The organism is Parabacteroides faecis (assembly GCF_014647375.1).
Lineage (GTDB): Bacteria > Bacteroidota > Bacteroidia > Bacteroidales > Tannerellaceae > Parabacteroides > Parabacteroides faecis.
In genome coordinates, this window is the sequence record NZ_BMPB01000001.1 from 741343 (window position 1) to 759911 (window position 18569).

Sequence of the window (18569 nt, forward strand, 5' to 3'; positions counted from 1 at the left end):
TACTATAAGATTTGGTAAGAAGAACCCGGAATTGTATATTTCGGAAAATTTGACCTGATTCCGGGTTCTTCTTTTTTTAACAGCTAAAAATAATGTCATGAAGAATATATTCCTTTTCCTGTTACTCCCTTTTTTACTTGGAGCTTGTGGCGATGATGATAATACTCCGAACGTACCGGATGAAAATGATAGTATTAATTGGTATGCCGCTGCCGATAGCAGTACGACGGCATTGATAAATTCATTCTGGAATGCGGGAGAGAAGTATTTTAATACCGATAACAATGGAAATACGACATTCCAGTATTGGCCCCAGGCACATGCACTGGATGTGCTGACAGACGCCTATTTGCGTACGGAAGATGCGAAATATAAAACCTATTTCGACCAATGGTTTGAAGGCGTGAAGATCAAGAACGGTAATTCGTTCCGGAATGACTATTACGATGATATGGAATGGAATGCGCTGGCTATTCTTCGTGCATACCAGGCAACCAAAGAACAAAAATATAAAGATGCCGCATTGCAAATCTGGGATTATATCAAAGTAGGTTGGAATGAGAATGCAGGTGGAGGTATCAGTTGGGTAAAAGGGCAGGAGTATAGTAAAAATGCCTGTTCAAACGGTCCGGCTTGCATCCTGGCAGCCCGCCTGTACCGTGAATTCGGGGATGAAACGTATAAGGAATGGGCACTCAAGATATATAACTGGGAAAAAAGTACATTATTCAACAGCAATAACGGGATGGTGTACGATAATATAAACAGCAATACCGGAGAAATACAGAAAAGTTGGATATTTACTTACAATGAAGGAACATTTATCGGATCAGCCGTTGAATTATATAAGATATTGGGAGAAAAGGCCTATCTGAACGATGCCGTTTTGGCTGCTGATTATACGATCAGTACACTGGTGAGCAATTCTATTCTGAAAGATGAAGGAACAGGTGACGGAGGATTGTTCAAAGGTATTTTTATTCGTTATTTCACAGATCTTATCCAGCAGGACCGCCTGGATGCAGGTGCTAAACGGCGTTATACACAATTCCTGAAAACAAATGCAGAAACATTATGGACGCAGGGGACCAATAAATCAAATGTATTATTCGGTACTTACTGGCGGACTGCCCCGGGAGCGTCTACAGGATTAACCGAGCAACTGAGTGGTTGTATGTTGATCGAAGCGGCTGCGTTACTGGAGGATCTGGATATATTATAAGTGTTTTTTAATCTCAGACAGATATAGTTTTTAATTCTTGATCATTATCATATTCTAATAATTAATTTAGTATGAAAAACTCTTTTTTTGTAGGCTTATTATCATTGACCTTGATGATAAGTTGCCAACCGGGTAAGCAGCAGCTCACGAATTATGTGAATCCTTTTTTAGGGACAGCAACATTGTGGGAAACGAAAGACCTGGGGTATGAACGTCATTTGAAGACAAGGACCTGGGGGGCTGAAGTATTTCCCGGTTCTTCTGTTCCGAATGCGATGGTCCAGTTGAGTCCGGTGACCCAATTCCGGAGCGGAGCCGGTTACCAGTATGAAGATACGGTTATTTACGGCTTCTCGCATACCAATAAAGGACATTGGAACCTGCTGCATCTTCCTATCCTTCCGGTAACAGGGAATGTATCTTCCGATGATTATGCCTCAAAATACAGCCATACGAACGAATCGGCTCATCCGGGCTATTACCAGGTATTCCTGGAAAGATACGGGGTCAATGCCGAGCTGACTTCCACACTTCGTTGTGCTTATCATAAATATACTTTCCGACCGGATGACGATAAGAAAGTCTTGGTGGATATCACGCGGACAAACAATGGAGTAAGAGACTGGAGCATTCAGAAGGTCGACGATCATACTTTTTCCGGTAATCAGGATGCCGAGGGTAATATCCGTTTCTATGCTGTTTCCAATTATAAGATCCAGGATATCAAACAGGTGAAAGACGATGAACATGAAGTTTCGGTTGTTAGTTTTGCCGATAGTAAAGGAAGCGAACCGCTGGAGTTGAAGATCGGTTTTTCTTTCGTAAGTATCGACAACGCAAAGATGAACCTGGAACAGGAAATGAAAGAGAAAAGCTTTGCACAGGTTCGGAAGGAAGCAGACAAGACCTGGGAGAATTTGTTATCCAAAATAGAAGTGACCGGCGGAACGGAACGTGAGAAAGGCATTTTCTATTCCTGTCTGTATCGTTCGTTCTTATGGCCCGTTTTGCGAAGCGACGTGAACGGGGAATATACGGATGCTAAAGGCAATGTGGTAAATAATGGTTTCCGTTATTATACCGATCCGTCATTCTGGGATGATTATCGTAATAAGTTGATTTTATTGGGAATGATCTCGCCGGATGTAACGACAGACGTGATCAAATCCATTACAGATAAAGGTGAAAAGCGGAATGGCTATATGCCGACCTTCTTCCACGGAGACCATGCCTCTGTATTTGTTGCCGGTAACTATTTACGCGGATTGAAGGATTTCGATCTAAACCGGGCCTATAAACTGTTGGTGAATAACGCAACTGTTCCGGGAAAAGGCGGCAGGCCGTATCTGGATGAATACATCGAACAGGGATGGATTGCAGAAAAGGATACGACGAATGTTCCGACCTGGGATGAATATAAAGCAGCGGTAACAAAGACTGTCGAATATGCATACGATGATTATGCGACTGCTTTGTTGGCTAAGGAGTTGGGAGATGAAAGTACTTATAAAACGTTGATGGAACGCTCCGGTAATTATAAGAACCTGTTCGATCCGAGTACAGGTTTCTGGCGCGGAAAGATTGCCGATGGCAGCTGGATCAAGGATTTCGATCCTTATTATCCTTATTATGCTTATATGTATCGTGAAGCCAATGCCTGGCAGTCACTGTTTTTTGCTCCCCACGATCCGAAAGGTATGATTGCCCTTTATCCCAGTGAAAAAGCTGTCGAACAGAAACTGGATTCACTGTTTACAGAACCGTGGAGAAATTATGAAGCTCACAATTTAACCGGTTTCATCGGAAATTATTGCCACGGCAACCAACCCGGACACAGCATTCCTTATACTTATTATTTCATCGATAAACAGGAAAAGGCACAGTGTATGCTGGATAGTATCATGAATCATTATTATGATATGGGTAAGGACAAACTGGCTTATTCCGGAATGGATGATGCTGGTGAGATGTCTTCCTGGTATGTATTCAATGCCATTGGCTTATATACCTATTCTCCGGCTGACCCGGAATATATCGTGACCGTACCTTTGTTCGACCAGGTAAAATTCACCTTAGGCGATAATACTCAGTTCACGATCGTAAAGAAAGGCAACGGGCGGAAGATTACGGATATTTCTTATGACGGTCAGAAAATCGATGGCTGGTTTATCCCGCATGCCCTGTTGAAACAGGGGAAACAATTGACAGTCACTACTGAATAATAAAAGATCAAGTGTTTTCTATTGCGATCGGCCCGGGTTTACTTAAATCCGGGCTGATTTGTATCAGTACGTGAATAAAGGATCAGATAAGCTTCTTTATTTGATCGGAAGCCTGGTCCTCTATAGTTGAATAGAGGAGTTTTTGGAGCATTCCAAACTGTTCTCTGGAGTAGCTGTGGCCGATTATCCCGTGATCGATATGATGGATCTGATCGCAACTGGACGTTAATGTCTCGAAAACATGTGAAGTAACCAATACCGTTTTACCTCCTTCCCGGAGTTGTTGCAGGATAAGGGTGAGGATATGGGCACTTTCCAGATCCAGGCCGTTGAACGGTTCATCCAGGACTACGATCGGTTTATCTGGCTTAAGAACGCCCAGCAAGGCTAGTTTCTTTCTCATCCCGGTCGAATAGTTTTCCGTAATATCGTCTAACGGAAGATGAAAAAGTTGTTGCCAGCTATCTGTTTCAAAACCGTTCTTTCCTGCCGGGAAAAGATTCAGGTATTCCCGTCCTGTCATATAAGGGTAAAAGTAATTCTCGGCTTCCAGGTAGGCAATATCCCGTCTTTTCAGAGTTCTTTCATTGTAGCAGATCGAACCTTCGGAAGGGCGGATGAAAGCATACAGCGTATTCAGCAAGGTTGTCTTCCCGGCGCCGTTCAGACCGACCAGGCCGTGTATTTTCCCCGATTCCATCGATAGGTCGATCCCTTTCAGTATGGGAGATTCTTTTTTATATTCTACTTGCAGATTCCGGATTGTAAGCATATAGATAAATTGTTAGATTCCGGCAGGCAGCCAGATAGTATTTGATCAGAAAAAACAGAACTACCGGCGAAAAAACCGGAAGGAAAATGCTTATTACAGCTGTTGTAATGGGAACTTGCCCTCCCGTAATCTTTGTATTCGGCAGATAATGGGCATATTTGTTTACAATGAATAACGCTATATTCAGGGATACTCCTACCAGAAAGGTAAGGATAAGCCACCAATGCTGTGGATATAAAAGCATGTATATCGCACAAACTGGAATTATCGCGTATATGGATAATTTCAGATAGAGGAGTAGTTTCCTGTGCAGAAACCTGTTGGCAGGTCGTTCCTGCGCGCAAAGTATCTGTACCGGCTCTGAGAATCTGAAAATATCGGACAATACGACCGTGAAGAACCAGAGTGATGCCAGAGAGGCAAAAGGCAGTAACAGGCCGATCCAGGCACTCAGATAGAGAATCAGTAATAAGCCGCCGTATTGCCGGATCCCGGCCCGTAATTCGAAGGCTTCCGCCGGTATCCATCCGGGAGCTTCCATCCCCTTTTTTGTCCGGTGAAAAGGCTGTTTTATGAAACTGATTCCTATGCATCCGGCTATGATTGCCAGCGATATATACCAGAATGAATTTACCAGCAGGATAATAAGGATCGGTAAGGATAATAAGAAATAATCCATGCTGAATACTTTCCAGCCATTCTCTTCCGTAAGAAAGATGAATCTATAGTCTTTCCTTCGCAGCTGGAGTAAAGACAGAAGTGCCAGCAGGATGGCTGCTATGATCAGGCTCCCTTTTAAATCCTTCGTAAATTGATACAGTGCAATTCCGGGTATAAGCAAGAGTCCTACCATCACGACCAGATAGATAACCGGAATTTCACGAATAAACTTTCCCGACTGCCGGAGACGGAAACGTAGGAATGCGCTGTTCATAAATGTTCAATTAACGTTCCCGGCAAATGTAGGGAATTTTATTCATTGATTGTTGTATTCCCCAGGCATTATCCCTATCTTTCGCTCACCAAAAGATCCCTTTTATTATCAATACTTATTCCTTTCTTTTCTATTAAACATACGGTAAATTTTAGCGGCCGATAATTATCAGCCGTATGGTTCATAATTATCAGCCGAACGGTTGACAATTGTCGGCCAATCGGTTGATGGTTATCAACCACTGATTTCCCGCCGGGGAAATTTGAATTAGTACGGGTAGTAACGGCAAATGCATCAGGTGGAAAATTATGATTGGCAGGGAAAGCGAATGCATCAAGACATATTTCAGCATTAATAATGAATGAACCATCTGTAAATTGCTTCAGATTGCTGTTTCAGATGGGAATGGAAGATAGACTGCTGTGCTTTATGAACAGGAGCCGGACAGTGTAAAGCAAATATATTTATTATCTTTGCAAGGCAATGAGCAAAGATATGGAAGACGATTTTGATATAAGAGATACACGTGTGCCGGAAAGTGAACGGGAGTACGAAAATGCACTCCGGCCACTTTCTTTTCACGATTTCAGCGGACAGGCCAAGGTGGTCGAGAACCTGAAAATTTTTGTGATGGCGGCCCGTATGCGCAAAGAAGCATTGGATCATGTGTTGCTGCATGGCCCTCCCGGACTAGGCAAAACTACGTTGTCGAATATTATAGCCAATGAACTGGGAGTCGGTTTTAAAGTGACTTCCGGTCCGGTGTTGGATAAACCCGGCGATTTGGCAGGTGTGCTGACCTCACTGGAAAAGGATGATGTCCTTTTTATAGATGAGATTCACCGTCTGAGTCCGATCGTGGAAGAATATCTGTATTCGGCTATGGAGGATTACCGGATCGATATTATGATCGATAAAGGGCCGAGCGCCCGTTCTATCCAGATAGATCTGGCTCCTTTTACGCTGGTCGGTGCAACCACCCGTAGCGGTTTGCTGACCAGTCCGTTGCGTGCCCGTTTCGGGATCAATATGCACTTGGAATATTATGAGATGGAGACATTGACGAAGATCATACTTCGTAGTGCAGATATCCTGAATGTGAAATGCGAACTGAGCGCAGCGCGTGAGATCGCTTCACGCAGTCGTGGTACGCCCCGTATTGCCAATGCGTTGTTACGCCGTGTACGTGACTTTGCACAGGTGAAAGGTTCCGGCGAAATAGACAAGGCTATATCCTGTTATGCGTTGGAGGCATTAAATATCGACCGTTATGGCCTGGATCAGATCGATAATAAGTTACTGACAACAATTATAGATAAATTCAACGGAGGTCCGGTCGGCCTGACCACTATCGCTACGGCTTTAGGCGAAGATCCCGGAACACTGGAAGAAGTATATGAACCTTTCCTGATCAAAGAAGGATTTATCAAACGTACACCGCGGGGCCGTGAAGTAACGGAACTGGCTTATACCCACCTGGGACGTAAAAGGGGCGAAGAACAAGGGTTTTTATTTGACTGAAAAAAGTTATGGCTGGAGGAATGAAGCGGCTCGCAGGAGAGACTGCGATTTATGGTGTTAGTAGTATTGTAGGGAAATTCCTGAACTGGATGCTGGTGCCGATGTATACGCGTGTGCTGGCAACGGAAAGTGATTATGGAATCGTAACCAATTTGTATGCTTGGACAGCATTGCTGATGGTTATTCTTACTTATGGAATGGAAACGGGATTTTTCCGTTTTATGAATAAGAAAGAAATTACGCTTCCAATGCGGGTTTACGCTACTACATTATTCAGTATCGCTTTTACTTCTGTGCTGTTTGTTGTTTTGATATTCAGTGCATTGACTCCGATCAGTAATTCTTTAGGGTATGGTGCGAATCCGGAATTTGTCGGAATGATGTCGGGGATTGTGGCAGTCGATGCTTTTTGTTGCATACCGTTTGCTTTTCTCCGGTATCAGGGAAAAGCGGTTCGCTTTGCTTCTATCAAATTGTTTAATATTTTTCTGAATATTGTTTTAGTACTTTTCTTCCTGATAGCTTGTCCATGGCTTTATACTCATACCCCTGCATTGGTTGATTGGTTTTATATTCCGGATTATCAGGTGGGATATATTTTTGTTGCGAATGTAATAACGTCGCTTGTCACACTTGTGCTGTTGTTTCCCGATATGATCCCGGGTTTACGGGAAAAAGCGAGTTTCGTTTTACTCAAACGGATGCTTGCTTATTCTTTTCCGATCCTGATTTTGGGAATTGCAGGTATTTTTAATCAGACAGCGGATAAAATATTATTTCCTTTCTTATTCGAAGATAAGGAGATGGCCAATACCCAATTGGGAATATATGGTGCCTGTTTTAAAATAGCAGTTGTATTGGTTATGTTTACACAGGCGTTTCGGTATGCTTACGAGCCATTTATTTTTGCAAAGAATAAGGATGATGACAGTAAAAAGTCATATTCGGAAGCGATGAAGTATTTTATTATATTCGCTCTGCTTATTTTTCTGGCAGTGATGTTTTATATCGATATATTTAAACATATCGTCCCTGTTTCCTATTATCCCGGATTACGTGTTGTGCCTATCGTTATGTTGGGTGAATTGTTCTTCGGAATTTATTTTAATCTTTCATTCTGGTACAAATTGATCGATCAGACACGGTGGGGAGCTTATTTCTCGACGATCGGATGTGCCACTACAATTCTGATCATTGTATTCTTTGCTCCTGTATACGGATATATGGCTTGTGCATGGGCTTCTTTTGCGAGCAATCTGATAATGATGCTTCTTTCATATTTTATCGGGCAGAAGAAATTCCCGATACAATACGATCTTAAATCTGCAGTTATCTACTCCGTTTTAGCGGCCGTTTTCTATCTGGCAGGCATGTTGCCGACGATCGAATCGGAACTTTTGCGTTTGGGATACCGTACTTTGCTGCTTTGCCTGTTTGTCGGCATCGTAATAAGACGCGATTTACCATTGCAGGAATTGCCTTACGTAGGGCGTTATTTTGCTAAAAAGAAATAATCCCGGTCGCTTATTCCGGTTTGAGAGGAAGTGTCAGGACAATGCGTAAACCGGCTGAATAATCCGGATCGACGTAAATCTTTCCTTTCATGCGGTGTGCTATCTGCCGGCAGAGGTATAATCCCAATCCGGAACCCGGAACGAAATCGTCTGCTTTGGTGAACCGTTCGAATATCCATTCACGCTTATCGGAGGAGATACCGCAACCGGTGTCTGTGATATAGATAACCATTTGGTTTTGTTCCTCTTCTGCTTTGTAAGAGAGGATAATATTCCCCTTTTTAGTGAATTTGTTCGCATTATTCAGCAGATGGGACAGGATGAGGCTGAAATGGTTTGCATTCGTGTAGGCGATGTCTTTTTCCCGGTCGCCTTCGATCCGGTATTCGATATCCGCTTTCCCGTTGAGCCTTTTCAACTGTTCCATTTCGCAGGAGCACAGCAGGTGGATATTGACCGGCGATAATGATAGCTCTTCTTTGTTGCTGTCCAGCTGGGCGATTTCGAGTACGCTGTTCATCATGGAAGTGATGTGATTGCAATTCTCGAAAATAATCTTGCTGAATTCCTGTTTCTCTTCGGCTGTAATATCTTCTTCCGTGATCAGGTCGGCAAATCCGTTGATCGCATTCAAAGGTGTACGGACTTCATGGCACATGTTTTTAATGAAGGCATTTTTCATGCGTTCGCTTTCCTGTGCTTTTTCACTGGCAAGGATTACCTGGTGGTTAGATTCCTGTAGTTTTATATATAAAGCGTTGATCTTCCATAAACGGAAAGCGACAAAAATAGCTGAACTGACTGCCAGAATGAATAAAGACAGGAACATATACAACTGATTCCGACTCTTTTGCAAATCGACCTCCAATGCTTTCTTTTCGATGACTAATTCATCTACCCGTTTTTTGATTTCCAGATCTTCCAGCTTTTCGTTCATATTCTTGAGCCGCGTGGAATCCAGCAATACGGTATACTCCTTTTGAGCCTCGTAAGCATCTTTATAAAGATGGAGGCTATCGAGCATATCTATTTTATCTTTCAGTGTCGATATGATGTGATCGGATAAATCGATTTTAAAGTCGGCCGTGCGGAAATAATGCATGACGGAATCGCAATACTCCGTGGCTTTCAGGAGCCTGTCTGTTGTCCGGTAATAATTGAGAGAAGTGAAGAGACGGTCGTATTCAGCAGAAAAAGCGGCATCTTCGGGATACTTCATATTCAATTCCGTAAAATGCTGGTAATAGGACGTCGCCATATCTCTTCCGAATGTTCTGGCGGAGCAAGCCAGGCTGGAATAGGCGTTGAGTAGATGCCGTTTGGTTACATAAGGACGTTTCTTCATCTCTTTTGTCTCTGCATATTCCTTTTGCATATTCAGATAGCGGAGAGCATATTTGGCCTGGTCTGCCTGATCGAGCGAATAGAGTGTCAGGATATTGAACGAATTCAGGCGGAACAGATACGAGTATTGCAGCGGTATATTTTCAGACAGGCTGATTACTTCTTTAAAGCGTGCACAGATATCGTTATGCTGATTTTCTTCGTTTCCCGGTTCGACACGGTTGCTGTAAGCCATACCTAACAGGTAATTGATGGACATTTTCTCCAGTGGCGACAGGTCTTTATCGGTTTCCAGTTTAAGCTGATACTGTTCTATCAGTTTCTTCCTGTCTTCTCCTTCCGTATAAAATACCACCCGTACATCAATGATCGTTTGCATATAAGTGATCAGAAAATCGCGGGCTTTTCCTGTCAGTTCACGTTTCGCCTCGCCCATGTAGACATCGGTACTGTCTTTGATATCGTTGTTGACATAGAAACGTAGGATTTCGGTGAGGGCTGCTTCCTTATAATAATCGTTATTCTCGGCAATGGCTTCTTTATAAAGTTCTTTTGCATAATCGACCTGCTCCTGCTGGCGGGAAATATCCATGAGGTTTGTCAGTATCTCCAACTTTTCCCTGCCGGAAGTCGCTGATTTTAAGCCAGCACTTAAGACTTCTTTGGTAGCGGGATTGTTGGCTACTGCAAACAAAACATAACCGAACAGATATATAAGAATTAAACAGCGTTTCATTATTTATTTGAATATTTAGGTGGATTCCTGTTGCGGATTCTATTGTTTTCTCGCAAAGTTAATTGAAAATCAAGAATTCTTTTAATTTTAAACAACTTATTCTTGTTCACACTTCTTATTTTTTATTTCGATATACAATTTCTATCTTTGCACGATTAAGGTGAGGCTATTAGTCGGAGTATTTATCAATACAAGTTAGTGGGATGGAAAAAGGAGTGTTACACAAGCAAATACGAGACTTCTTTGTTCGTAATTTTGACGTCCGCCAAGAGAAGGAAGATGAACTTGAAACGGTTGAGTCTATAAAGAAAGGTATTGAATTTAAAGGTACTAATCTTTGGGTTTTAATCTTTGCAACATTTGTCGCTTCATTGGGTTTGAATACAAACTCTACAGCGGTGATTATCGGTGCGATGTTGATCTCTCCGCTGATGGGGCCTATTATGGGGTTCGGTCTCGGATTGGGGATCTATGATTTTGATCTGATCAAACGTTCTTTCCGTAATTTTTTGACGGCTACTATCTTCAGTGTGATCACTTCGACCTTGTTCTTTCTCATCTCGCCTATCAGTGAAGCGCAGAGTGAATTGTTAGCGCGTACGCAACCGACCGTCTATGATGTTCTGATTGCATTCTTCGGTGGATTGGCCGGAATCGTTGCCAGTTCTACGAAAAGTAAAGGAAATGTAATTCCGGGTGTGGCTATTGCAACGGCTTTGATGCCTCCGCTTTGTACGGCTGGTTTCGGGTTGGCGAGTGGCAATCTGTATTATTTCTTCGGTGCTTTTTATCTCTATTTCATCAATACGGTATTTATCAGTCTGGCTACTTTCATGGTTGTCCGGGTTTTGAAATATCCTAAAAAGGTCTTTCTGGATAAGCAACGTGAGAAAGTGGTGACGCGCTATGTCGGTGTGATCGTATTTTTCACGATCGTTCCCAGCCTTTTCCTGAGTTATAACCTGATTCGTTCCAGTTACTTCAATGACCGGGTTGCCAATTTTGTGTCGGAAGAACTGGCGTTTCCGAATACGCAGATATTGAGCAAGACGGTAACGAATACCAGTGAAAAGCAAGAGGTGAAGGTCGTATTGATCGGAGAGAATATACCGGATCCGATGATTGAAATAGCACGGAGCAGACTTCGTAAATATGGATTGAAAGACGTTTCGCTGGTTGTCCAGCAAGGTTTTGGTCAGGAGGCTACAGATATTAATCAGCTGAAGAGCATGCTGATGCAGGATCTGTATAAGAATAGCGAAGAGGTTCTCCGTGTGCAATCCATACAGATCGATTCGTTGAAACGGACGGTCGATCGTTATAAAAGTGCTTCACGTATTACATCCGAATTGATTCCGGAAATGAAAGTATTGTTCCCGGCGGTTCTCGAGGCATCCTGTTCAAATACCTACATTATGACTACCGACAGTATGAAACAGGATACCGTCATGTTGGTTTACCTGAAAAGTAAAGAGCGTATCAATGAAAAAGAGCAACAAAAGATCCGTGAATGGTTGGAGGCTCGCGTAAACGAAAAGAATATCAAATTACTAATTGAATAAATAAGAGAATGAATTTTATGAAGAAGGTGTGGGCAGTTTTACTGCTTCTGATTGCTGCAGGCCAGGTATATGCCGATGAAGGTATGTGGGTTCTGAAGGAATTAAACAAACAGAATCTGGCGAGGATCAAGGAACTCGGATTTGTTCCGTCCTACAAGCAGCTCTACAGTGAAACTGACCCGTGTGTGGCCAATGCTGTTGTGATTTTTGGTGGCGGATGTACCGGTATTACCGTATCGGAAGAAGGATTGGTCTTTACCAATCACCATTGCGGTTTCGGTTCGATCCAGCAGTTGAGTAGCGTTGAACATGATTATCTGAAGGATGGTTTTGTATCCCAGAGTAAGGAAGAAGAGTTACCTGTTCCGGGTTTGAGTGTACGTTACCTGCGTGAGACAGTCGACGTAAGTGACCGTATCAACGGTGAAATCGCCAATATCGGGGAAGAATACCTGCGTTTGGCCGCAGCCGATTCTATTGGACAGGTTATCTGCGATTCCATCGGTAATACGGAATTCCAGGCAGCAGATGTGATCCCTTTCTATAATAATAACAAGTATTTCCTGGTTGTTTACGATGTATTCAACGATGTTCGTATGGTATTTGCTCCGCCCAGTTCTGTCGGAAAGTTCGGTGGCGACACGGACAACTGGATGTGGCCGCGTCATACGGGTGACTTTTCCGTATTCCGCGTATATGCCGGTGCCGATAACAAACCGGCGGAATACAGCAAAGACAACAAGCCTTACAGCCCTAAATATGTAGCAGAAGTATCCCTGCAGGGCTATCAGGATAAAGACTATGCGATGACGATCGGTTTCCCGGGTAGCACAGACCGTTATTTGTGTTCATGGGGCGTGAAACAGCGTATTGAAGACAGCAATAAACCCCGTATCGAAGTACGTGGCGTTAAACAGGCTATCTGGAAAGAGGCGATGCAGGCAAGCGATGAAGTCCGTATCAAATATGCTTCCAAATATGCAGGCAGTTCCAACTACTGGAAAAATTCCATCGGTATGAACCGTGGTCTGGCTAACCTGAACGTGATAGAACGTAAAAAGGAAGAAGAAGCCGCTTTTGCAGCCTGGGTCGATCAGACGCCGGAACGCAAAGCCAAGTATGGTGAAGTGTTGCAATTACTGGAAAAAGGCTATACATCCACAGATGAGTATAGAAAAGTTTCTACTTATCTGTCCGAAGCATTCGTGAGCGGTACTGAAATAGTTCGTCTGGCGCGTATGGTTCAGGGTGTGGATATAAACGGTTCTACTCCGGAAGAGATAGACACCATCCTGCAGGATAAGATACAGCCGTTCTTTAAGGATTACGATGCGACACTCGACCAGAAAGTGCTGGCTGCTATGATGAAGGTGGTGAAAGAACGTGTTCCTGCCCAGTATCTGCCGGATATCTATCAGAAGGTAGATAAAAAGTATAAAGGCGATTATACCAAATATGCGGCAGATGTCTTTAAAAAGACTTCTTTATTGTCATACGACAAGATCGAAAAGATGCTGAAGGATCCTAAATTGTATGCGAAACTGAAAAAAGATCCGGCAGCTGAACTGAGCTTGTCTACTTTGATCTCGTTGTTTGAATTACAGCAGTTTATGGGTGATGCTCATTTCGAAATAGCTAAAGGCGAACGTTTGTATTTTGCGGGTCTGAAAGAGATGTATCCGGAAAAGCCTCTTTCTTCGGATGCCAACTTTACCATGCGTTTGAGCTACGGTTCTATCGGCGGTTACCGTCCGTATGATGCTGCCTGGTATGATTATTATTCAACTGAAAAAGGTATTCTTGAAAAAGAAAATCCGGAAGATGACGAGTTCTGGGTTCAACCGGAAATCCTGGATCTGATCCGCAGTAAAGACTTTGGTCAGTATGCCAATGAGAACGGACAGTTACAACTTTGTTTCTTAACGAACAATGATATTACCGGCGGAAACTCGGGAAGCCCTGTATTCGATAAGAATGCCCGTCTGATCGGTCTTGCTTTCGACGGTAACTGGGAGGCTATGAGTGGCGATATCGCTTTCGAACCGGATCTGCAACGTTGTATCGCAGTGGATATCCGCTATGTCCTGTATATGATCGACAAATGGGGTAAATGTCCGCGTCTGATCAAGGAATTGCAGTTGGTTAGATAACATTATTTAAGGTCTGCTGATAAAAAAGCGGAAAAACAGATAAATGGCGCAAATCATCATCAAGTGATTTGCGCCATTTTGCTATAAAGCAAATTTTAGTTCTATCGAATTGCATACTTTTGCCTTCCTGATTTTAAATTATTATTTCGTTCTATTAGATCATGTGTAAAACAAAAATTTCATCTGCGACATTTCCTGTGAGTAATCCGATCGGCAAACAGACCCATATCGTATGGCTTGATGTTGTTCGTACGGTAGCCATGTTGATGGTTATCGGAGTACATTGTATCGATCCGTTTTATATATCACCGACTCTCGGTGCTATTCCGGAATATAAATTCTGGGCATCTGTGTATGGTTCTTTGTTCCGCCCGTCCGTCCCTATCTTTGTCATGATGACGGGACTTTTATTGCTGCCTGTCCGTGAACAATCTTTGGGAGTATTTTATAAGAAGAGGATATTCCGGGTTCTTTTCCCTTTCCTGATATGGTCCGTATTGTATAATATGTTCCCGTGGTTTACCGGAGTATTGGGTTTGCCTAAGGAGATCATCGGCGATTTCTTCTGTTATGTACAGGGGAATGAGTCGCAAGCCTTGTCGGATGCCTTGAAAGATGTGGCGATGATCCCTTTTAATTTCAGTTTCAAGGAAAACCACATGTGGTATATTTATCTGTTAATAGGCCTGTACCTGTATATGCCTTTCTTCTCCGCCTGGGTAGAGAAGGCTAAACGTTCTACCGAGCAGGTTTTTCTGGGAATATGGTTTATTTCTCTCTTCCTGCCTTATATGTCTGCTTACATAAGCCATTATTTGTATGGTGAAGCGACATGGAATCAATTCGGATTATTTTATTATTTCGCCGGATTTAACGGTTATCTGTTGTTGGGACATTATTTGAAGCAGGGAAATGACTGGAGTATAGGAAAAACGTTGGCAATTTGTATGATGCTGTTTGCTGTAGGCTATGCCATTACTTATAGTGGCTTCAGTGCCGCTGCGGCGAATCCGACGGCGACGGAAACGGATATGGAGTTATTTTTTACTTTTTGTAGCCCGAATGTCGCCATAATGACGATTGCTGTATTCCTCCTGTTACAGAAGGTCCGTGTTCATCATCCGGCTGTGATCCGGTTGCTGGCAAATGTGACCAAATATGGCTTCGGTATTTATATTGTACACTATTTCTGGGTCGGACCAGCCTTTTTGCTGATCGGACTGTTTGATCTGCCCATTCCTTTACAGGTGCCTATTATGGCGATATTGATATTTTTAGTCTCCTGGGGATTTACCTGGTTAATGTACCGGTTGTTCGGTCAGAAGGCTAAATGGTTTATGGGATAAACGGGGTAGAATGGTGCCTGCCCGGTTTTTTTGACCATTCATACCAAATAAGTTGCATTTACCCCTTTCGCCGGTTTTAAAATATCGCAGTATACATTTTGCCATATATTTGCCTCAAATCTTAAACAATAAATTATGAAGAGGCATTATTGGAATCATGTATACATGATATTTTTATTGCTGTTGTTTTCTTTATATGCAAAGGCACAACACCTCACTATTTCGGGGCAGGTAGTTGATGAACAACAAGAACCTGTTATCGGAGCCAGTGTCAGTATCAGGAACAGTTCAACCGGAACTATTACGGATATGGATGGCGGATTTACTCTCCAGACACCCATAGATGCCGTTATCCAGTTCTCTTTTATCGGATATGAAACCGTCGAGGTTAAAGCGACCGCCGAACCGATGCGTATTGTATTGAAAGAAAATACGCAGATGGTCGATGAAGTCGTGGTTACGGCTTTAGGTATTAAGAGGGAAAAGAAGGCATTGGCCTATTCGGTCACCGAGCTGAAAGATGATGCTTTCCGGGTGAAGGATTCGAATCTGGCTGCCGGACTTGCCGGAAAAGTAGCCGGAGTCAATGTTGTAAAGCCTGCAACAGGTGCTATGGGGTCGAGCAGGATCACTATACGTGGAAACGGATCTTTCGGATCGAACCAACCGCTTTATGTTGTCGATGGCATACCGCTCGACAACAGTGACTATGGACAACCCGGCTTGTGGGGCGGAACAGATAACGGCGACGGTATCTCTTCTATCAGTAGTGATGATATCGAGAGCATGACCGTGCTGAAAGGTGGAACTGCAGCCGCTTTATACGGTTCGAGAGCGGCAAACGGGGCTATTGTCATTACTACGAAAAAAGGGCAGAAGGGCAAAGTGAAAGTAGAGTTGAACAGTTCGTTCACTCTGGACAAGCCGATCGTAAATACCAGTGATTTTCAGTATGAATACGGGCAGGGAATTTCAGGAGTAGCTCCCAACAGCCAGGAAATGGCATTGCTGAGCGGTCCGGCGAGTTGGGGAGCCAAGCTCGACGGTTCGGATGTCCTTCAGTTTGATGGTGTGGCACGCCCTTATTCGGCTGTCAGCAAAAAGAATTTCTCTAACTTTTACGACAATGCCTGGTCGTTGAATAACAATTTATCGCTCTCCGGCGGTTCGGAATCTACACAATATCGTCTTTCTGTGGGTGACCAGCGTTATCATGATCTTTTCCCGAATTCCAAACTGAACCGCAATAACGTCTCTTTAAATCTTACAACGGATATAACCAAACGTATTACCCTTCAAGCTAGCGTGATGTATATGCGCGAACGGGTAAAGAACAGACAAAATGTAAATGATTATTCCAGTAACGGAAATGTATTGCTCTGGACATTACCTCCCAATATAGATATTCGTAGTTTATCACCGGCCGTAAAAGAGAACGGAGATGAACTGCTACTATCCGATATGTATGTATATTTCGCAAATCCTTATTTTATTGCCAATAAGAGAGCCCAACAGGATGCTAAAGACAGGATGCTCGGTTCTTTGCAGCTTCAGTACAATATCACCGACAACTGGTATATACGGGGAAAAGCAGGGGGAGATATGATCTATCGCCGTGCGGAGAGCACTACTCCAATGGGGACAGGCTACCTGAAAGAGGGAAATATCAGTGCCAGTTCCACTTATAACGGAGAATTTAATGCGGAAGCTATCCTTGGATATACCAATCGTTTTTCTGATATATGGACAGTAAGTGCTTTTGCCGGATGGAACAGTATGATTGCCTGGAGCGAAACAGTCAGTGCTTACGGCTCACGCTTTATCCAACCCAATTTTAATGTAATCGGCAATACCGAAGTCACGAGCGGAGGGAAAAACAGGTGGGAAAACTATATCAATTCCATTATGGGGCAGGCAGAGGTTTCTTATAAAAACTTGCTTTTTCTTACTTTGTCGGGAAGGAACGACTGGTTTTCTGCTTTATCGTTACGGGATAAATCGACACCGAATAATATTTTTTATCCATCCGTAGGAGCTGGACTTATTGTAAGCGAAATGGTAACTCTTCCATCCTGGTTTTCGTTTCTGAAAGCGAGAGGATCGTGGGCGCAGTCGGGTGGGGCGGTTTCGCCCTATAATCTGGCTTTAACTTATAGTTATGGCGAAGCGATTAATGGTTATCCAACAGGTTCGATCAATACATCTACCATTCCGAATCTGGATCTGAAACCACTGACATCTACGGCTTATGAGGCAGGAGTCGATGTTCGTTTCTTTGAAAATCGTCTGGGACTCGATCTGACTTATTATATACGAAACACCAGTGACGATATTGTCACGGCGCAAATATCTTCTGGTTCCGGATATAATAATGTATTGATCAATGCCGGAAAGATCAATAATCAGGGTATCGAACTGTTGCTTACAGGAACACCCGTCAGAACCAAAAATTTCGAGTGGAACAGTTCTTTCAATTTCTCATACAATAAGAGTGAAATAAAGAAGATTACGGATAATGTGAACAGCTTCATCATGGCCACTGCCCGGGCAGGTGCTGCCGGAGACCAGGGAAGTCCGGCATTCATCTATCAGGAGGTCGGTGAACCTTACGGTATAATAAAAGGATACTCGTATCAGAGAGACGAGAACAACAATATCATTTATGATTCGGCAGGTCTTCCACAGCGGGGAGAGATAAAGAAACTGGGCGAAAGTATTCATCCGTATACGTTGGGATTCAGCAACCGGTTCAACTATCGTGATTTCAATCTGAACGTTTTGATCGATGGTAAATTCGGTGGAAGTGTTTTCTCCGGGACAAACAATATGACCTGTTATCTGGGAACAAGTAAAATGACTTTGGATGGACGCGAAGGCGGAGTTGTCGGAAAAGGAGTAAAAAGGGACGGTTCTGTCAACGACAAAGCAGTACCGGCGATGGATTATTATATGCATCTGGCAAATAACATTACGGAGGAGTTTGTATACGATGCTTCGTTTGTAAAGCTGCGCGAAATATCCGTTGGATATTCACTCCCTAAAAAACTGATCAGAAATGCCGGTTTCTCGAATGTGATGATCTCGCTGGTAGGAAGAAATCTCTGGACACTATATAGTAAAGTGCCTTTGGTAGACCCGGAATCGAGTTATACGAGCGGGAATGCGCAGGGCCTGGAACAATTCGGACTTCCGGCAACCCGTAGCTGGGGATTTAATGTAAATATTCAATTTTAAAAAGGAATCAAG

General features: G+C 43.2%; 11 protein-coding genes. 8 read left to right on the top strand and 3 right to left on the bottom strand.

What is annotated here, in order from left to right:
* Positions 1–97 precede the first annotated feature (97 nt).
* Together IEY67_RS02365 and IEY67_RS02370 are read left to right on the top strand one after the other, a co-directional pair.
* Positions 98–1222, top strand: a complete 1125-nt coding sequence (locus IEY67_RS02365) for a glycoside hydrolase family 76 protein (protein ID WP_183670051.1) — start codon at positions 98–100, stop codon at positions 1220–1222.
* A gap of 71 nt (positions 1223–1293) precedes the next feature.
* Entirely contained in the window at positions 1294–3444 is a 2151-nt protein-coding gene (locus tag IEY67_RS02370) for a GH92 family glycosyl hydrolase (protein ID WP_183670049.1), read from the top strand.
* Between the two features lie 82 nt (positions 3445–3526).
* Here IEY67_RS02370 and IEY67_RS02375 read toward each other — a convergent pair whose 3' ends face one another.
* Positions 3527–4216 (bottom strand): ABC transporter ATP-binding protein, encoded by a 690-nt coding sequence (locus IEY67_RS02375; RefSeq protein ID WP_122374624.1) that lies wholly within the window; start codon positions 4214–4216, stop codon positions 3527–3529.
* Entirely contained in the window at positions 4182–5150 is a 969-nt protein-coding gene (locus IEY67_RS02380) for a hypothetical protein (protein ID WP_183670047.1), read from the bottom strand. The genes IEY67_RS02375 and IEY67_RS02380 overlap by 35 nt, the downstream gene beginning before the upstream one ends.
* A gap of 495 nt (positions 5151–5645) precedes the next feature.
* On the opposite strand from IEY67_RS02380, the gene ruvB reads away from it, so the two are divergent.
* On the top strand, positions 5646–6671 hold the full coding sequence (gene ruvB, locus IEY67_RS02385) for a Holliday junction branch migration DNA helicase RuvB (protein WP_122353595.1): 1026 nt from the start codon (positions 5646–5648) through the stop codon (positions 6669–6671).
* Positions 6672–6679: 8 nt separating this feature from the next.
* Entirely contained in the window at positions 6680–8185 is a 1506-nt protein-coding gene (locus IEY67_RS02390; protein ID WP_183670045.1) for a lipopolysaccharide biosynthesis protein, read from the top strand.
* Positions 8186–8195: 10 nt separating this feature from the next.
* Here IEY67_RS02390 and IEY67_RS02395 read toward each other — a convergent pair whose 3' ends face one another.
* Entirely contained in the window at positions 8196–10265 is a 2070-nt protein-coding gene (locus tag IEY67_RS02395) for a sensor histidine kinase (protein WP_183670044.1), read from the bottom strand.
* A gap of 203 nt (positions 10266–10468) precedes the next feature.
* Between IEY67_RS02395 and IEY67_RS02400 the strand changes: the two genes are divergently transcribed.
* The 4 genes from IEY67_RS02400 (at position 10469) to IEY67_RS02415 (ending at position 18557) form a co-directional block, all read left to right on the top strand.
* Positions 10469–11827, top strand: coding sequence for a TIGR00341 family protein (locus tag IEY67_RS02400; RefSeq protein ID WP_183670042.1), 1359 nt, complete (start codon positions 10469–10471; stop codon positions 11825–11827).
* Between the two features lie 17 nt (positions 11828–11844).
* Entirely contained in the window at positions 11845–13977 is a 2133-nt protein-coding gene (gene dpp7, locus IEY67_RS02405) for a dipeptidyl-peptidase Dpp7 (protein ID WP_373292232.1), read from the top strand.
* A 161-nt stretch (positions 13978–14138) separates the two neighbouring features.
* The gene (locus IEY67_RS02410) at positions 14139–15323 is read left to right on the top strand and encodes an acyltransferase (protein WP_183670038.1); all 1185 of its coding nucleotides are present in this window, start codon (positions 14139–14141) and stop codon (positions 15321–15323) included.
* A 135-nt stretch (positions 15324–15458) separates the two neighbouring features.
* Positions 15459–18557 carry a SusC/RagA family TonB-linked outer membrane protein gene (locus IEY67_RS02415; RefSeq protein WP_229800941.1) on the top strand — a complete coding sequence of 1033 codons (3099 nt, stop codon included), beginning with the start codon at positions 15459–15461 and terminating at the stop codon, positions 18555–18557.
* The last annotated feature ends 12 nt before the right edge of the window (positions 18558–18569 follow it).